The sequence below is a fragment of the Massilia sp. GER05 genome, from assembly GCF_052056005.1.
In the GTDB taxonomy this organism is placed as follows: domain Bacteria; phylum Pseudomonadota; class Gammaproteobacteria; order Burkholderiales; family Burkholderiaceae_D; genus Telluria; species Telluria orientalis.
This window is the reverse complement of the sequence record NZ_CP178858.1, coordinates 4,977,883-4,994,616: the sequence shown is the minus strand read 5'-3', so window position 1 is coordinate 4,994,616 and position 16,734 is coordinate 4,977,883. Positions and strand designations below refer to the sequence as shown.

The 16,734-nt window shown below is 63.0% G+C and carries 15 protein-coding genes; 10 read left to right on the top strand and 5 right to left on the bottom strand.

What is annotated here, in order from left to right; genetic code table 11:
- Positions 1-71: 71 nt before the first annotated feature.
- From ACL58G_RS22100 to ACL58G_RS22075, 6 genes are all read left to right on the top strand, one after another.
- Positions 72-1,412 (top strand): TolC family protein, encoded by a 1,341-nt coding sequence (locus tag ACL58G_RS22100; RefSeq protein ID WP_440963187.1) that lies wholly within the window; start codon positions 72-74, stop codon positions 1,410-1,412.
- Positions 1,409-2,938: an efflux RND transporter periplasmic adaptor subunit gene (locus ACL58G_RS22095; protein ID WP_440963186.1), complete on the top strand. Its 1,530-nt coding sequence runs from the start codon at positions 1,409-1,411 to the stop codon at positions 2,936-2,938. Before ACL58G_RS22100 ends, ACL58G_RS22095 begins: the two co-directional genes overlap by 4 nt.
- Positions 2,935-6,102 carry an efflux RND transporter permease subunit gene (locus tag ACL58G_RS22090; RefSeq protein WP_440963185.1) on the top strand — a complete coding sequence of 1,056 codons (3,168 nt, stop codon included), beginning with the start codon at positions 2,935-2,937 and terminating at the stop codon, positions 6,100-6,102. The genes ACL58G_RS22095 and ACL58G_RS22090 overlap by 4 nt, the downstream gene beginning before the upstream one ends.
- Before the next feature lie 116 nt (positions 6,103-6,218).
- A complete protein-coding gene (locus ACL58G_RS22085) occupies positions 6,219-6,419 on the top strand; it encodes a heavy-metal-associated domain-containing protein (protein ID WP_440963184.1) in 201 nt (66 codons plus the stop codon).
- 58 nt (positions 6,420-6,477) lie between these two features.
- Positions 6,478-6,684 carry a heavy-metal-associated domain-containing protein gene (locus ACL58G_RS22080; RefSeq protein ID WP_440963183.1) on the top strand — a complete coding sequence of 69 codons (207 nt, stop codon included), beginning with the start codon at positions 6,478-6,480 and terminating at the stop codon, positions 6,682-6,684.
- A gap of 56 nt (positions 6,685-6,740) precedes the next feature.
- Positions 6,741-9,113, top strand: a complete 2,373-nt coding sequence (locus ACL58G_RS22075; protein ID WP_440963182.1) for a heavy metal translocating P-type ATPase — start codon at positions 6,741-6,743, stop codon at positions 9,111-9,113.
- 18 nt (positions 9,114-9,131) lie between these two features.
- On the opposite strand, the gene ACL58G_RS22070 is transcribed toward ACL58G_RS22075, so the two are convergent.
- From ACL58G_RS22070 to ACL58G_RS22050, 5 genes are all read right to left on the bottom strand, one after another.
- Entirely contained in the window at positions 9,132-9,575 is a 444-nt protein-coding gene (locus ACL58G_RS22070) for a DUF411 domain-containing protein (protein ID WP_440963181.1), read from the bottom strand.
- Positions 9,576-9,655: 80 nt separating this feature from the next.
- On the bottom strand, positions 9,656-10,594 hold the full coding sequence (locus ACL58G_RS22065; protein WP_440963180.1) for a copper resistance D family protein: 939 nt from the start codon (positions 10,592-10,594) through the stop codon (positions 9,656-9,658).
- Entirely contained in the window at positions 10,594-10,959 is a 366-nt protein-coding gene (copC, locus tag ACL58G_RS22060) for a copper homeostasis periplasmic binding protein CopC (protein ID WP_440963179.1), read from the bottom strand. Before copC ends, ACL58G_RS22065 begins: the two co-directional genes overlap by 1 nt.
- Before the next feature lie 82 nt (positions 10,960-11,041).
- The gene (locus tag ACL58G_RS22055; RefSeq protein ID WP_440963178.1) at positions 11,042-11,407 is read right to left on the bottom strand and encodes a copper-binding protein; all 366 of its coding nucleotides are present in this window, start codon (positions 11,405-11,407) and stop codon (positions 11,042-11,044) included.
- Positions 11,408-11,588: 181 nt separating this feature from the next.
- A complete protein-coding gene (locus tag ACL58G_RS22050; RefSeq protein WP_440963177.1) occupies positions 11,589-11,984 on the bottom strand; it encodes a DUF2946 family protein in 396 nt (131 codons plus the stop codon).
- A gap of 815 nt (positions 11,985-12,799) precedes the next feature.
- On the opposite strand from ACL58G_RS22050, the gene ACL58G_RS22045 reads away from it, so the two are divergent.
- The 4 genes from ACL58G_RS22045 to ACL58G_RS22030 all read left to right on the top strand — a co-directional run bounded on the left by ACL58G_RS22045 (position 12,800) and on the right by ACL58G_RS22030 (position 16,707).
- A complete protein-coding gene (locus ACL58G_RS22045; protein ID WP_440963176.1) occupies positions 12,800-14,683 on the top strand; it encodes a copper resistance system multicopper oxidase in 1,884 nt (627 codons plus the stop codon).
- Entirely contained in the window at positions 14,680-15,792 is a 1,113-nt protein-coding gene (locus ACL58G_RS22040; RefSeq protein ID WP_440963175.1) for a copper resistance protein B, read from the top strand. The genes ACL58G_RS22045 and ACL58G_RS22040 overlap by 4 nt, the downstream gene beginning before the upstream one ends.
- A gap of 91 nt (positions 15,793-15,883) precedes the next feature.
- Positions 15,884-16,255, top strand: coding sequence for a four-helix bundle copper-binding protein (locus ACL58G_RS22035; protein ID WP_440963174.1), 372 nt, complete (start codon positions 15,884-15,886; stop codon positions 16,253-16,255).
- A gap of 44 nt (positions 16,256-16,299) precedes the next feature.
- Entirely contained in the window at positions 16,300-16,707 is a 408-nt protein-coding gene (locus tag ACL58G_RS22030; RefSeq protein ID WP_440963173.1) for a DUF305 domain-containing protein, read from the top strand.
- Positions 16,708-16,734 lie beyond the last annotated feature (27 nt).

Below are 16,734 nucleotides of genomic sequence, written 5' to 3'. Positions count from 1 at the left end.
CAGTTGCCGAGTCATCGTTCCGCCGCGTTAAGTACGCGGCGGTGCCGTTCTTCGCACTCTGGAGCTATTACATGCATTTCCTTCACCTCACCAGGAGGCGCACCCCCTGTCGCCCCGACGTGTTCGGCTCGACGCTTGCGCTCGCAATGCTGTTGTGCCTTGCCTTACCCAATGATCAGGCCGCCGCCGCCAGCGCACGCCTGACGCTGGCGGAGGCGCAGAAGCGCGCCCTGGAGCGCTCGCGCTCATTGCCAGCACAGGACGCCTCCATCGCAGCTGCTCGGGCACTCGCGGTCGCCGCCGGCCGCTTGCCCGACCCGGTCCTCCGTGCCGGCATCGACAATCTGCCGGTCAGCGGTTCCGACCGCTTCAATATCGGTTCCGACTTCATGACCATGCGCAGGATCGGCGTGATGCAGGAACTGATCGGGTCCGACAAGCGGCGCCTGCGAGCGGCGCAGCTGGACCGGACGGCGGATAAGGCCACAGCGGAAAAGGAAGTGGCCATCGCCCGGATTGAACGCGAAACCGCGCAGGCCTGGATCGACCTGTATTTCGCGAAGCAGATGGCCGACCTCGTCCGCCAACAGGTCAGCCAGGCGCAGCTCGATCTCGAGGCCGCAGAAGCCGCATACCGGGCCGGGAAGGGCAGCCAGGGCGATGTATTCGCGGCCCGAGGCCGTATCGGCGCTGCCCAGGACAAGGTAAGCGAATTCGATACGCGTGTCAGAACAGCGCAGAGCACCTTAGCGCGCTGGGCGGGCCCCGATGTCGACGTCGCGCCTGAAAGTTTTCCAAGTATCGACCAGGTCCGGCTCGATCCCGACTCGATCGACAGCCAGCTTGCGCACCACCCCGAGATCGCTGTGCTCGACCGCCAGGAAGCGATCGTGCGCACGGAAGCCCAGCTTGCCGCGGCAAACCGGCATCCTGACTGGTCGGTCGAGGTGTCGCTGCAGCACCGGGGGCAGGGTTATTCGAACATGCTGTCTGTGGGGCTATCGGTACCGCTGCAGTGGGATAGAAAGAACCGCCAGGACCGCGAACTCGCGGCAAAGATCATGCAAGCCGACCAGGTCAGGGACGAGCGCGAGGAGGTGCTGCGCGCCCATGCCGCGGAAGTGCGGGTGATGCTGGACGAGTGGCGCAGCGGCCGTGAGCGCCTCGCCCGCTACAAACGCGAGCTTGAACCCATCGCCGCCGACCAGAGCACGGCCGTTCTCGCCGCCTACCGTGGCGGCAAGGCCGGGCTGGCCGAGGTATTGGCAGCGCGCCGCAACGAACTCGACGTCCGCCTCCAAGCCTTGCAGCTTGAGGCCGAGACGGCAAAGCGCTGGGCGCAGCTAAACTTTCTTTATCCGTCGGGCCGCAGCATGCCGCCTTCCATGAATCAGCCGGAGGCAAGGCCATGAACCGTCGCGTCATCATTTCAGTCATCGGCGCGCTGGTTGTGCTCGGATTGACTGGCGCCGGAGCCTATCACCTCGGTATTCGGGCGGGCGCACACGGCGCAGCCCCGGCAGCCATCGCCACCCCCGGAACCGATAAAACGGAACGGAGAGTCCTGTACTGGCACGATCCGATGGTGCCTGGCCAGAAGTTCGACAAGCCTGGCAAATCGCCCTTCATGGACATGGACCTGGTGCCCGTCTATGCGGACGAAGCCCAGTCGGAAGGCGGCGTGGCCGTCAGCCCAGGCGTCCAGCAGAATCTCGGCATACGGATCGCCGAGGTCCGGAAGGGCTCCCTGGCCAGTACCCTGGACGCCGTGGGCAATGTGGCGTTCAACGAACGCGACCTCGTCCTGCTCCAGGCCCGCAGCAGCGGCTACGTGGAAAAGTTGTTCGTGCGCGCGCCGCTCGATCCGGTGCGCAAGGGCCAGGCATTGCTCCAGCTATATGTGCCCGACTGGGTGGCCGCACAGGAGGAATACCTGGCCATCAAGCGCATGCCGGCCGGTGGCGAGACCGTGGGCTTGCTCGATGCCGCGCTACAGCGGTTGCGCCTGGTGGGCATGACCGAACAACAGGTCAGGCAGGTGAGTGCACGATCAAAGGTCAGCCCCCGCATTACCGTCACCGCGCCGGTCGACGGCGTCGTCAGCGAACTGACGGTACGCGAAGGAATGGCAGTCTCGCTCGGGGCCCCGCTGTTCCGGATTAACGGCCTGCGCACGGTCTGGGTCAATGCCGAGGTGCCGGAGAGTGCAGCGGCGCAGGTCCGACCGGGGATGGCCGTCCGTGCAACCAGCCCGGCTTTTCCTGGTACGGAGTTCAGCGGCAAGGTGGAGGCACTGCTGCCGGATGTGAACACGGCCACGCGTACGCTGAAGGCCCGTATCGAACTGGCCAACCCTGGCGGGAAACTGGTGCCGGGAATGTTCGCGACCATTCACATGGCGCCTGCGCAGAGCAGTGAAACGCTGTTGGTGCCATCGGAAGCCGTCATCCAGACTGGTACACGTACCGTCGTGATTACTGCGCCTGAGAAAGGAAAATTCGCGCCTATGGAGATCGCCACGGGTGCGGAGGCGAACGGACAGACCGAAGTCGTCAAAGGCCTGAGCGAAGGCCAGAAAGTCGTGGTGTCGGGCCAGTTCCTGATCGATTCGGAGGCGAGTCTGCGCGGCACCTTGCAGCGACTTGGCGGAGCCGCCTCCGCGGAGCCCATGCCAACCATAACGGCGAAAAACCCGACGCATCGGGCAACCGGCGAGGTCGAACAGATAGCCAAGGACGAGGTGACGATCTCGCATGGGCCCGTTCCCAGCCTGAAGTGGCCGCCAATGACGATGGGCTTCGCGCCGCCGGCCGGCGGCCTGCCTAAGGAGATCAAGGTCGGGGACACCGTGCAGTTCGAATTCCAGGCGTCGGATGACGGCATGTTCAAGATCATCTCTATCTCGCGCACCGCCAGCGCGTCTGGAGACGGTAAATGATCGCGCGCCTGATCCGCTGGTCGATCGCCAACCGTTTCCTCGTGCTGCTGGCGACCGTCGGCCTGGTGGCGTGGGGTATCTGGTCCGTTCAGCGTACGCCGGTCGATGCCCTGCCGGACTTGTCGGACGTACAGGTGATCATCCGCACGACCTATCCGGGCCAGGCGCCGCAGATCGTCGAGAACCAGGTGACCTATCCGCTGACGACCACCATGCTGTCGGTGCCGGGCGCACGGAGCGTGCGCGGCTACTCGTTCTTCGGCGACTCCTTCGTCTACATCCTGTTCCAGGACGGGACCGATCCCTACTGGGCGCGCTCGCGGGTGCTGGAATACCTGAACCAGATCCAGTCGCGCCTGCCGCCGCAGGCCAAGCCGGCGCTTGGGCCGGATGCGACCGGCATCGGCTGGGTCTACGAATACGCGCTGGTCGATGGCACCGGCAAGCACGACCTGTCGCAACTGCGCGCCCTGCAGGACTGGTTCCTGAAGTACGAACTGAAGACGGTACCGAACGTGTCCGAAGTCGCTAGCATCGGGGGCATGGTGCGCCAGTACCAGATCCAACTGGACCCCGACAAACTGCGCGCCTACGGGATCACGCACGCTACCGTTGTCGATGCGGTACAGAAAGCGAACCAGGAAGCCGGCGGCTCCGTGCTCGAACTGGGCGAGGCCGAGTACATGGTCCGGGCTTCCGGTTACCTAGCGACGCTCGACGATTTCCGGCACATTCCGCTGAGGACCGGCGCCGGCGGTGTGCCGGTAACCCTGGGAGACGTCGCGCGCGTGCAGGTCGGTCCCGAGATGCGGCGCGGGATCGCGGAGCTGAACGGGGAAGGCGAGGTCGCCGGCGGCATCATCGTCATGCGCTCTGGGAAGAACGCACTTGAGACCATCGGTGCCGTGAAGGCGAAGCTAGCCCAGCTCAAGACCAGCCTGCCTGCGGGGGTCGAAGTCGTGCCGACCTATGACCGGTCTAGCCTGATCACGCGTGCGGTGACGAACCTGGAGCACAAGCTGGTCGAGGAGTTCATTGTCGTCGCAGTGGTCTGCGCGCTGTTCCTGTTCCATCTGCGCTCGGCACTGGTGGCCATCGTCTCCTTGCCGCTGGGGATTCTTGCTGCCTATACGATCATGTATTACCAAGGTGTGAACGCGAACATCATGTCGCTGGGCGGCATCGCGATTGCGATCGGCGCGATGGTCGACGCGGCCGTGGTCATGATCGAGAACGCCCACAAGCACCTGGAAGCCTGGAGTCACCGGCATCCTGGCAAGAGGCTGGAAGGCGCCGCACACTGGCAGGTGATCGAACAGGCGGCCGCCGAGGTCGGGCCGGCACTGTTCTTCTCGCTGCTCATCATCGTGCTCTCGTTCGTTCCCGTGTTCGCACTGGAGGCGCAGGAAGGAAAGCTGTTCGCACCCCTGGCATACACCAAGACCTATGCGATGGCCGCGGCCGCGGGCTTAGCGGTAACCCTGATTCCGGTCCTGATGGGTTACCTCATCCGCGGCAGGATTCCGCGGGAAGACGCGAACCCGCTCAACCGCTTCCTGATCCGCGCGTACCGGCCGCTGCTCGACGCCGTGCTGCGCCACCCGAAGGGCACGCTCACGGTCGCTGCCTTGATTGCCATCGCGACGATCTGGCCGGTCAGCCGTCTTGGCGGTGAGTTCATGCCGCCGTTGGACGAAGGCGACCTGCTGTACATGCCATCGGCGCTGCCGGGCATCGGCGTGGGCAAGACGGCGGAGTTGCTACAGCGGACCGATCGCCTGATCAAGACGGTGCCCGAGGTCCAAACCGTGTTCGGAAAAGCGGGCAGGGCCGAAACCGCCACCGATCCTGCTCCGCTCGAGATGTTCGAAACCACCATCCAGTTCAAGCCGCGGGACCAATGGCGCGCCGGGATGACGCCGGACAAGCTGGTCGAAGAGCTCGACCGGGTCGTCAAGGTGCCGGGTCTGTCCAACGTCTGGGTGCCGCCGATCCGCAACCGCATCGACATGCTGGCGACCGGCGTGAAAAGCCCGGTCGGCATCAAGGTGGCGGGAAATAGCCTGCAGGAGATCGACCGCGTCACCGGCGCAATCGAGGCTGCGGTGCGCAAGGTGCCTGGCGTCTCGTCGGCGCTGGCCGAGCGGCTGAACGGCGGGCGCTACATCGACGTGCAGATCGACCGCGCAGCCGCGGCCCGCTTCGGCATGAACGTGGCGGACGTGCAAAGCGTGATTTCCGCCGCGGTCGGCGGCGAGAACATCGGCGAAACGGTCGAGGGCTTGCAGCGCTTCCCGATCAATGTGCGCTACCCGCGCGAGGTGCGTGACTCGCTGGAGAAGCTGCGCGAGCTGCCTGTGCTCACCGGAGCGGGCGCCCAGATCCGGCTTGGCGACGTGGCCGCCATCCGCATCAACGATGGGCCGCCCATGCTCAAGAGCGAGAACGCCCGCCTGTCGGGTTGGGTGTACGTCGACGTTCGGGGGCGCGACCTGAGGTCGGCGGTGCGGGAGATGCAGCAGGTCGTCGCGAAGGAGGTGCGGCTGCCGGCCGGGTACTCTGTGTCCTGGTCCGGACAATTCGAATACCTCGAGCGCGCGGTTGCGAAGCTGAAGGTGGTCGTGCCGGCGACGCTGGCCATCATCTTCGTGCTGCTGTACCTGACCTTCGGCCGCTTCGACGAGGCTGCGCTGATTATGGCGACCCTGCCGTTCGCATTGGCCGGCGGGGCCTGGCTGTTATGGCTGCTGGGGCACAACCTGTCGGTGGCGGGCGGGGTGGGCTTCATTGCGCTTGCGGGCGTCTCGGCCGAGTTCGGCGTGATCATGCTGCTGTACCTGAAGCATGCCTGGGAGGTGCGCCTGGCGGAAGGCAAGGGGAGCGAGGCCGACCTGGTCGACGCGATCCGCGAGGGCGCCGTGCTGCGCGTGCGGCCGAAAGCGATGACGGTCGCGGTGATCATCGGCGGCCTGGTGCCGGCCATGGTCGGGGCCGGCACCGGTTCGGAGATCATGCAGCGGATCGCCGCGCCGATGGTTGGCGGGATGATTACGGCGCCCTTGCTTTCGATGTTCGTGGTGCCGGTGGTCTACTTGCTGATTCGGCGACGAGGTTTGCGTCAACAGTCAAGGATCAAGCAGGCTGTGTCGGAACGAGCAAGTTAACGTGCGACACGCAAGAGCCATGGCTCTGCTACGACATCGCCCGATTTCGGAACCCATTGACCTTGCCATTATTGGAAGGTTTACGCTTCCCTGAACTTACCCCTCAGGAGGGCTATATGGTTGAGTTTCAAGTGAACGGTATGTATTGCATGTTTTGCGCCTACCGGCTGAAAGCGGCAATCCGGGCAATCGACCCCTGCTTAAAAGTCGGCATCGATTTGAAAACGCGCAGGGTCAATGTCGAACGGCCGACCGACGTAGCAACAGTCGAGCGAGCATTGAAACGTCTTGGCCCTGGCCGCGCAGATCAGGCTTGACCTTCCCATCATGGGAAGGTCTACATTGTAGCCAGAGCAATCAGACAGGAGGAACGCCATGTACACGCTCAAGGTAGAAAAAATGTCCTGCGGCGGCTGCGCCAACCGGGTTACCCGTACCGTGCAGGCCTTGGATCCGAACGCAAAAATCGAGGTGCTGTTGAAAGACAGGCTGGTCCGCGTGGAAAGCGTGGAAGCACCGGACGCAGTCGCCGTCGCGATTACCGCTGCCGGCTATCCTGCAAGCCAGGTAGACGCGGCCTGAGTCCGGGTGAGCGTCTAATGTGAGCTTTCAATAACGAACCCACAAAAGGTTTCGATATGAACGATCATTCGCATCACGACCACAACGGCCACGAACATCATCATGGCCATGGAACTGGCCACGACATGCATCACAGGAGCGGAACCGGTGACAAGCCGTTCACCGATCCGGTGTGCGGGATGAAAGTCGGTCCCGACCCCGCCAAAGAAATTCGGCACGAAGGGCAGACCTATCATTTCTGCAGTTCCAGGTGCATGGACAAGTTCCGGATGGCGCCCCAGCAGTACATAGGCTCCGCTGCCCATGAACCGCCGACGAGCGCGCCGGAAGGCGCGATCTATACCTGCCCGATGCACCCGGAAGTTCGGCAGCCGCAGCCCGGCAACTGTCCGATTTGCGGCATGACGCTCGAACCCATGCTTCCGTCGCTGGAAGAAGAGGAAAATCCGGAACTGGTGGATTTCAAGCGCCGCTTCTGGTGGACCCTGCCGCTGACGGTCATCGTGACCGTGCTTGCGATGGCGGGGCATCGTATTTTCCCGGACGGTCTGCCTGGGCAAAGCTGGATCGAGCTCGTGCTGAGCACGCCGGTCGTGCTGTGGGCCGGGTGGCCGTTCTTTACGCGCGCGGTGCAGTCGATCAGGAATCGCAGCCCCAACATGTGGACGCTTATCGGGCTCGGCGTCGCCGCGGCCTACGGCTATAGCGTGGTTGCGACCGTGGCCCCGGGCCTGTTCCCACAAACCTTCCTCATGCATGGGCGCATCGGGGTGTACTACGAGGCGGCCGCAGTCATCATTTCCCTGACCCTGCTGGGTCAGATCCTCGAGCTGCGGGCAAGATCACAGACATCCGCTGCGATCAAATCGCTGCTGGGCCTGGCGCCGAAGACGGCGCGGCGCATCAATGCCGATGGCACGGAAGAAGACATTCCGTTGACTCATGTGCACGTCGGCGATGCGCTGCGTGTGCGTCCGGGCGAAAAGGTGCCGGTCGACGGCACTGTTCTGGAGGGCGAAAGCGCGGTCGACGAATCCATGTTGACCGGCGAGCCTGTGCCCGTGACCAAGCGCCCGGGCGACAAGGTGATCGGCGCCACCATCAATGCCAGTGGCAGCCTGATCGTGCGCTCAGAAAAAGTGGGCTCACAAACCATGCTGTCGCAAATCGTCCAGATGGTCGCCCAGGCACAGCGTTCGCGCGCACCGATGCAGCGCCTGGCCGACGTGGTGGCAGGCTACTTCGTGACGATTGTCGTGGCCATTGCCTTGCTGACGCTGCTCGGTTGGGGGCTTTTCGGGCCAGAACCGAGCTGGGTGTACGGCTTCGTCAATGCGGTCTCGGTGCTGATCATTGCCTGCCCCTGTGCGCTTGGGCTGGCGACGCCGATGTCCATCATGGCAGCCACTGGCCGCGGCGCCACGCAGGGCATCCTGTTCCGTGATGCGGCGGCCATCGAGGACATGCGCAAGATCGATACCCTGATCGTGGACAAGACGGGGACACTCACCGAAGGCAAGCCGGCGTTCCATTCGGTTGCCGCGGTGCCCGGCGGGAACGAACAGGAGGTATTGCGGATCGCAGCGAGCATCGACCAGGGCAGCGAACACCCGTTGGCCCATGCAATTGTCACTGAGGCGCGCACCCGCGGCCTGTCCCTGGCAAAGCCGGAGACTTTCGAGTCGTCCAGCGGCATCGGCGTGCGTGGCGTTGTCGAGGGCAAGCACATTGCCCTTGGCAATACAGCGCTCATGGACATCGAAAGGGTGGACTGGAAACCCCTCGCGGCTCAAGCGGAAAGCTGGCGCCAGGAAGGCGCGAGCGTCATGTACCTGGCAGTCAACCGGCAGCTCCTCGGGCTCGTGGCGGTATCCGACCCGGTCAAGCAGACCACGCCAGAAGCGCTGGCAACCCTCAAGGACGCCGGCATCACGGTCGTCATGGCGACCGGTGACGGTGTCACCACCGCCAGGTCGGTTGCGGCAAAGCTCGGGATCCAGGAAGTCTATGGCGAGGTCAAGCCGCAGGACAAGCTGGCACTGGTGGAAAGGCTTCAGGCTGAAGGAAAGACGGTCGCGATGGCGGGGGATGGCATCAACGACTCCCCCGCACTGGCCAAGGCCAATGTGGGTATCGCGATGGGTACCGGAACCGATGTCGCCATCAATTCGGCCCACGTCACCCTGGTCAAGGGCGACCTGCGCGGTATCGCGCGGGCGCGCCTGCTGTCGCTGGAGACTGTGCGAAACATGTGGCAGAACCTGGCTTTCGCCTTTTTCTACAACGCGCTCGGGATTCCGTTGGCCGCAGGCGCGCTTTATCCGTTCACCGGCCGCCTGCTGTCACCGATGATCGCGGCGCTGGCGATGAGTCTGAGCTCGGTATCCGTGATCACCAACGCGCTGCGCCTGCGCGGCACAGCGAAGTAGCTGCAGGCGCCCGATCGCTCAGTTGTAGTGCTTGTAGACCGTGGTACTGCCGTCGTTGCGGACCAGCAGAACGTCGTACGGCATGCGCGTCGGGCCTTCCATTCCCGGAGAACCTGGCGGCATTGCCGGGACCGCCAAACCTTTCGCTTTCGGCTTCGCAGCAAGCAGCCGCTTGATCTCGGCGGCTGGCACATGCCCTTCGATCGCATACCCGCCGACGACTGCGGTGTGGCATGAGCCTAGCCGATCGGGAATGCCCATTTTCTCGCGGGTGTCGGATGGATTGGCGACATCGTGCGCATTGACCTTGAAGCCGTTGGCCCGCAGGTGCTTGACCCACGCTTCACAGCAGCCGCAGGTTGCGGTCTTGTAGACCTCGACGGCCTGGGTTGCGGCGCTGGCCAGCATCGGCAGCCCGATCAGGGCAGCGACCGCGAGGTTCTTGAATTTTCCGATGAACATAATTCTTCTCCAGTGTGCCGGCAGCCGACGGATGTGGTCGGCTGCCGGCGTAAAAACGACTACCAGTCAGCTGGAACGTCCTACATCTGTTCGCCCGGGGGCGATGTCGATGCAAGCCAGGCGGCCAGAATGACAACGGCCAGCAAGACAAGGGCTTCGATCCAAAGTATGCGCTTGAAGCGCATCGGCAGAAGCTCCGGCACGGCAGTTCCTGTGGACTCGCGTGCGAGCCATGGCGGCATCACGAAAAAGCGATTGATCCCACCCAGCACCGCCGCAATGCCCACGAGCAGCAGCTTCGCCACGAGGGTGTTGCCATACGGGGTGCCGGACAGGTGCTCGAATCCGCCCAGGTTCCGCCAGCTTGCATACAGGCCTGTGGCGAAAATGCCGGTGAGCGCCAACGTCGCCGAGCTGGACAGGGACGCCACATAAGCCGCCCGCGCACACCTGTCGGCCGCGGCCATGTTTTCGCTTGCCCTCAACATGACCCCGCCAGCAAGGAACACTTCCCCGACCCACAGGCTGATCAGGCCGAGGTGGATCCAGTCCGCCAGCAAGGGCAGGCTGAAGTCGCCCTCGCTGGCAGCGTGGCTGACCATGCTGCGCGTGTACCAGAACACGGCGAGCGACGCCAAAGTCAGTAGTGCAGGACCCTGGTTTCGATCGCCGCGCAAGCAAGTCCCCACGGCAGCCATGGCCAGCCCGAACATCCCAATGGACCACGCGAGCCCAAGGTGTGTCGAAGTCAGCATCGACCACGCAGCACCGGCCGCTTCAGTGACGGGGACCTCAGCCATCGACGCCGATTCCAGCCACAGAAGCACGACATTGGCGACCAACGCGACCGCGGCACCGGCGAATGCGGCCTTGCGGACGGGCTGGCGACGCGCCTCGACCCAGCTGGATACGTCACGGCCAAGCCACAAGCGTGAGGCGCTCGCACCTGTGACGACAGCTATGGCGAGGTTCAGGAGGGCAGTGACAAGGTGCTGGACAGTTTGCAGCTCCAGCCCCATCACTTGACCTTGAACGTGACTTCGCCCTTTGCCTTGTGACCGTCGTGGGTCATCGTCGACCACTGGATGTGATACTCGCCCGAGGACAGCGGCGGGAGCGGCGCCGTCATGACGGTGGGATCCGCCTTGTCGACGGTGGTCGCGGTGACTGGGATTTCGTTATTTTGGGGTCCCATCACTTTGATTTTGCTGAACGCAGGCTCGAGCGCCTCGTTGAACTTGAGGCGCACCTGCTTCGGTGCATCGCCGAGTGTACTGCCGGTCTGAGGGTCCGACGATTGCAGTTTGGCGTGTGCGAATGCGGCCGAAGTTACGGTGCTTGCGAAAGCGAAAGTGGCCAAGGCAAGGATGTGTTTGATGGACATGTTTTTATTCCTGATTCGGTGGTTAGGTCGAGGTATGGATGTGCGGCGTTCTGCCCGCAGCGCCGACAGAACGCCTGCAGCTTCAGTTGGCCGCTTCCAGTTTGGTCACCGTGAAGGCGCCGTTGATGCGTTCGACACGCAGCCGGATTTTGTCTCCAGCTTTCACCTGGTCGAGCATCGCTGGATCCTGCACCTTGAAGGACATGGTCATACCAGGCATGTTGAGATTGGTCAGCGGGCCATGTTGCACCGTCAGCTTGCCGGTGTCTTTGTCGATTTTCTTGACCTCACCATCGGTCAGCGCATTCGCATCATCCTGCGAAGCGGCAGGCACGGCGTGGTGCTGGCTGTGGTCCTGCATCTGCATCTGTGCCGATGCATTGGCCGCTGCCAGTGCAAGGCCGGCGGAAACGAGGAGGGTGCTGAACAGGGAAGAAAAACGAATCATTTGAAGCTCCAAAACAGTCAAAATTCAATTGCAGTGGACGCGCGACGGCGCTTGCCGGCCTGACGCGGTCCGTTTTAGTTACAGATAAAGAAGGGCTGTGCACGCTGAGGTGCCGGCGACGAAGACGTAGCCAGGTATGTCCGTGCCTTGGCAGGAACGAAACGTTCAGCAGTGTGAAAGGTCAGACGCGTGGAGGTCGCTCTAGAAGCGCAAGGTAGACCGATGGCAAGAGATGCCGGTCAAAGGGAATGGTTGTTGACGAAGAAGCAGTTGCCGGTAGCACGGCAACGAACGACGGTGCCATCGACAAACAGGCGCTGCATGTCGAACAGGTGGCACACTTGCCGGCCTGATGATGAGACGCGGGATGATGATCGGCCTGCATATCCGAACCCGCGTGCTCGTCATGGGCGTGAGCACTGGACATGTCGGCGTCGTCGGCCATCGATTCGTGGTCGTGACTGTCCTGTGCCGCCACTGGCGGCACACAAAAGGACATCGTCGCGGAAGCGAAGCCTTGGAGCGGCACCGCCAGCAACGTCATCCAGACGATCAAGACTTTCAGGATGGCTTTCACACGTCGATTCTAGCATATGCGAATGTATCGGCAATCCCATCGGTAGGTAAGCTTCGAACGTTGCGGTGCCGTATCGTGCGGACATGTCATTTTTGCATGTGCTAGATTGATTTACATGCGCCCATTCGTTCGAGTCCTCATGCTATGGATACTGATCGTGTCGCTGCCCATGCAGGGCATCGCCGCCACGATCACATCGCCATGCAGAATGGCGCATACTACGTCGGCAAGCCCGGAAGCTGCGGTCATGGATGACTGCGACGAGCATGAGATGGCGTTGTCGATGACCCAGTCGACCGCACAAGCGCACGCCAGCGTCGTCGCAGATCATGACATGCCCTGCGATAGTGGCGCCCACCAAAAGCATTCTTCCTGCCGGGCGTGCAGTGCCGGTTATATCGGCGCCTCGGCGCCCCCGCCGTTCGCGGTTGCTGGGTTTCCTGCAGAGCAGTTTGCAACTAACTCCGTTTCCCCAATCTCCTCCTTCACGGGCTGGATCCCATCCCGCATAGAGCGACCGCCACGCGCTTGACTTCCCAGATTGGCTGAACGCTCTCTCGGCATCCGTCGGAGACGTCGCGCATGCGGGATGCACGCGACATGCCATCGATCGACGCCTACCAGCCATCCATCTTCATTCGAATTTCGATATCGACGAAACACGCGCGGAGCCCGCACGCTTTGGGAGTGCGCGCAGGCCGCATTCGCCAAGTAGTTGCAGGTGCGCAGCGAGGTTTGTTGCGAGTGCGCCTGTGTGCGCGACGCGGGTCCGTACTGCGGCAATTGTTTCACCACTTCATCTAGGGGAATACTTCATGCAGCAACGTGTTTTTGAGGGGAGCGCCGTGAACCGGTGGCGGCGGCGGCTCCTGCAGGGCGCTGGAGCCGCCGCTCTCGCCGGGCTGGTGCCAGCCAGACTGCTGGCAGCCGGTCAGTCCGCGCAGCCGATCTTGCGCGGCACCGAATTCGACCTCGAGATCATGCCGGCACCGGTCAACTTCACCGGCGCACCCCAGGTCGCCACCGCGGTCAACGGCCAGGTTCCTGGGCCGGTCCTGTACTGGCGCGAGGGCGACACCGTGACGCTGCGCGTGACCAATCGGCTGCCGGTCACGAGTTCCATTCACTGGCACGGCATCCTGGTGCCGGCGGAGATGGACGGCGTGCCCGGCATCAGTTTCACCGGAATTCCTCCGGGCCAGACCTTCACATATCGCTTCCAGGTCAAGCAGTGCGGGACCTACTGGTACCACAGCCATTCCGAGTTTCAGGAACAGAGCGGCCTGGCCGGTTCGATCGTGATCGAGCCGAAGAACGGCGAACGGGTGAAGGCGGACCGTGACTATGTCGTCATGCTGTCGGACTGGGTCGATGGCGATCCCGCCAAGGTCTTCGCCAAGCTCAAGAAAACGAGCGACTTCTTCAACACCAACCAGCCGACCGTCGGCCAGTTCTTGAGCGACATACGGAAGAACGGCCTCGGGGCCGCGCTCGACAAGCGCAAGATGTGGAACCAGATGCGCATGCTGCCGACCGACTTCAGCGACGTGACCGCCAGTCGCAACCTGGGCGTGAGGATGGCCTACCTGATCAATGGTACGCCTGCGGACAGGAACTGGACCGCCTTGTTCCGTCCGGGTGAGAAAGTCAGGCTGCGCTTCATCAACGGCTCGGCGACGACGATCTTCGACGTTCGCATTCCGGGCCTGAAGATGACGGTGATCGCCGCGGACGGACAGGATGTCGAGCCGGTGCCGGTCGATGAATTCCGGATTTCCGTTGCCGAAACCTATGACGTGCTGGTCGAGCCAACCGGCGACCAGGCCTACACCATCTTCGCGCAGTCGATCGGACGTTCCGGCTTCGTGCGCGCGACGCTCGCGCCGCGCGCGGGCATGTCTGCCCCGGTGCCCGAGATGGATCCGCCCCAATGGCTGGCCATGCAGGACATGATGGGCGCGATGGCAATGGGGAGCATGGGCGGCATGTCGGGCATGGACCAGGCGCCGGGCAAGGAAGGGAAGGCGCCGCACGACATGCACTCGATGGAGGGCATGCATAACATGCCGGGCATGTCCCACGGCGGGATGGGCGAGGGCCACGGGCAGATGCAGATGCCGATGCAGCACGCTGGCCATGGCGGCGGTCACGCGATGCCAATGGCCCAGGGCACGCCTCCGAAAGTCACCCACGCCCGCACCGAGTATGGCCCGGGTGTCGACATGCACGTCGACATGCCTCGCACCAATCTCGACGACCCCGGTGTCAATCTGCGCAACAACGGGAGGCGCGTGCTGACCTATGCCGACCTCCACACGATCGGCGGACCGGTCGATGACCGTGAGCCGACCCGCGAGATCGAACTGCACCTGACCGGCAACATGGAGCGCTTCATGTGGTCTTTCGATGGCCAGAAGTTTTCGGAGTCCAAGCCCGTCCACTTCAGGCACGGCGAGCGGCTACGCATCGTGCTGGTGAACGACACCATGATGAACCACCCGATCCACCTGCATGGCATGTGGAGCGAGCTCGAGTCGCCAAGCGGGGAGTTCCTGGTCCGCAAGCACACGATCAACGTGCAGCCGGCCCAGCGCGTCACTTACCGGGTGACGGCCGACGCCCCAGGCCATTGGGCTTACCACTGCCATCTTCTTTATCACATGGAAGCAGGCATGTTCAGGGAGGTGGTCGTCTCATGAAAACCGCAACGACGAAAACCGGTGCAGCGGTCGCGCTGCTGATCTTTGGCCTCGTGGCTGCGGACGCGGCATCGGCTCAGACGACCGAGCCGCCGAAGGAGGGCGGCACCGGCCAGGCATCCGGCACGGGCCGGTCCAAAACGATGGAAGGAATGGACCACTCCCAGATGGATCATTCTCATATGGACCATACCCAGATGGAAAAATCGCAGATGGACCAGTCCGGGATGGATCATTCGCAGATGAATCATGCGGGTGACGGCCAAGTGCAGGGCGCAAAGCCTGCGCCGCAACAGGGCAAACCAAGCATGGACCACAGCATGGGACAAGCGATGGGCGGCATGGACGGAATGGGTGGAATGGGCCACGACATGAAGATGGGCCCGATGCAGGGCGGCAGTCCACCGCCCGACGCACGCGATCCGGACGCCTATGCTGAAGGCACGAGCTTCGCGCGCCTGCCTGGCAACGAGATGAACGACGAGATGCGCTTCGGCCGGATCCTGCTCGACAAGTTCGAATACGCGAAGGGTGACGGCGAACACGGCCAGAACCTCGACGCCGACGCGTGGTACGGGAACGACTACAACAAGGCCTGGTTCAAGGCCGAGGGTGAGCGGCGCGGAGGGCACTTGCAGTCCCTGCGCACGGAAGCCTTGTGGGATCGCACCTTCGCGACGTTCTGGAGTACCCAGCTCGGCGTACGCCACGACAGCGGGGGCGGTGATTCGCGCAACTGGCTGGCCTTCGGCGTGCGCGGCCTGGCGCCATACTGGTTCGATACGGAAGCGACCGCCTACTGGTCCGGTGGAAGGCTTGCCGCCCGTTTCAACGTGCGCTACGAACTGCTGTTCACGCAGCAGCTGATCCTGGAACCCGAAGTCGAGGCCAACCTGTACAGCCGCGCCGATCCGGCCAGAGGCGTGGGCAGCGGGCTGTCCGATCTCGAACTTGGCCTGCGCCTGCGCTACGAGATCCGGCGCCAGTTCGCCCCGTATGTCGGCGTGACCTGGGCGCGCAATTTCGGCGACACCGCCGACTATGCACGGGAGAGGAGAGAACGAAACAAGAATACGCAGATCGTTGCAGGCGTGCGTATCTGGTTCTGATAACGATGCAGGGTGGCTTCGTCAACCCTGCAGATCTGGAAGAGGGCGGTTCTGAAAGGGAGTTCGTCGATATTTTTCAAAGGAGATTATCATGCAAAACCAGCAATTCGAATCCTGTATCGAGGCCTGTAACGACTGCGCCGACGCTTGCGACATGTGCGCCGCTGCCTGCTTGCAGGAAGAGGACGTGAAGATGATGGCGCGCTGCATCGCGCTTGATATCGACTGTGCCCAACTGTGTCGGCTGGCTGCGTCCGTGATGGCGCGTGGCGGCGAAGCGGCATCGGCCATCTGCCAAGCATGTGCCGAGGTGTGCGACATGTGCGCCGAGGAATGCGGCAAGCACCAGATGCAGCATTGCCAGGCGTGTGCGGATGCCTGCCGCCGGTGCGCGGCCGAGTGCCGCCGGATGGGCTCGATGAGCAAGGCTCAGCCGGCAGGCATGGGCGCAGGTGCGCATTGATACGCCTGCTGTGTAGAACACTACTTTCACCCAATGGAGAAAAGATGAAAACCAATGCCTTATTCGCCAAGAGCCCTCTCACCCGGCCGTTTGCGCATGCGGCCCTTGCCGCCGTGTTTGCTTTCGCCGGATCCGGTTCGGTCCTGGCGCAATCGAGTTCCGGCATGCACGACCAGATGAAGTCGGGCGGGTCGGACGGGTCCATGAAGATGCACATGGCAATGCAAGAGAACCAGAAGAAGATGGGCGATATGCAGATGTCCGGCGACACGGACCACGACTTTGCGATGATGATGCGGGCCCACCATCAGGCCGGCATCGACATGGCCAAGGCCGAAGTGGAATCCGGAAAAAACCCGGAGATGGTCAAGGAGGCGAAGAAAATCATCGCGTCGCAACAGAAGGACATCCAGAAGTTCGACGCCTGGCTGCAAAAGCACCAGAACAAGTAAGAATCGCTCTCAGGCAGGGCGGCGTCT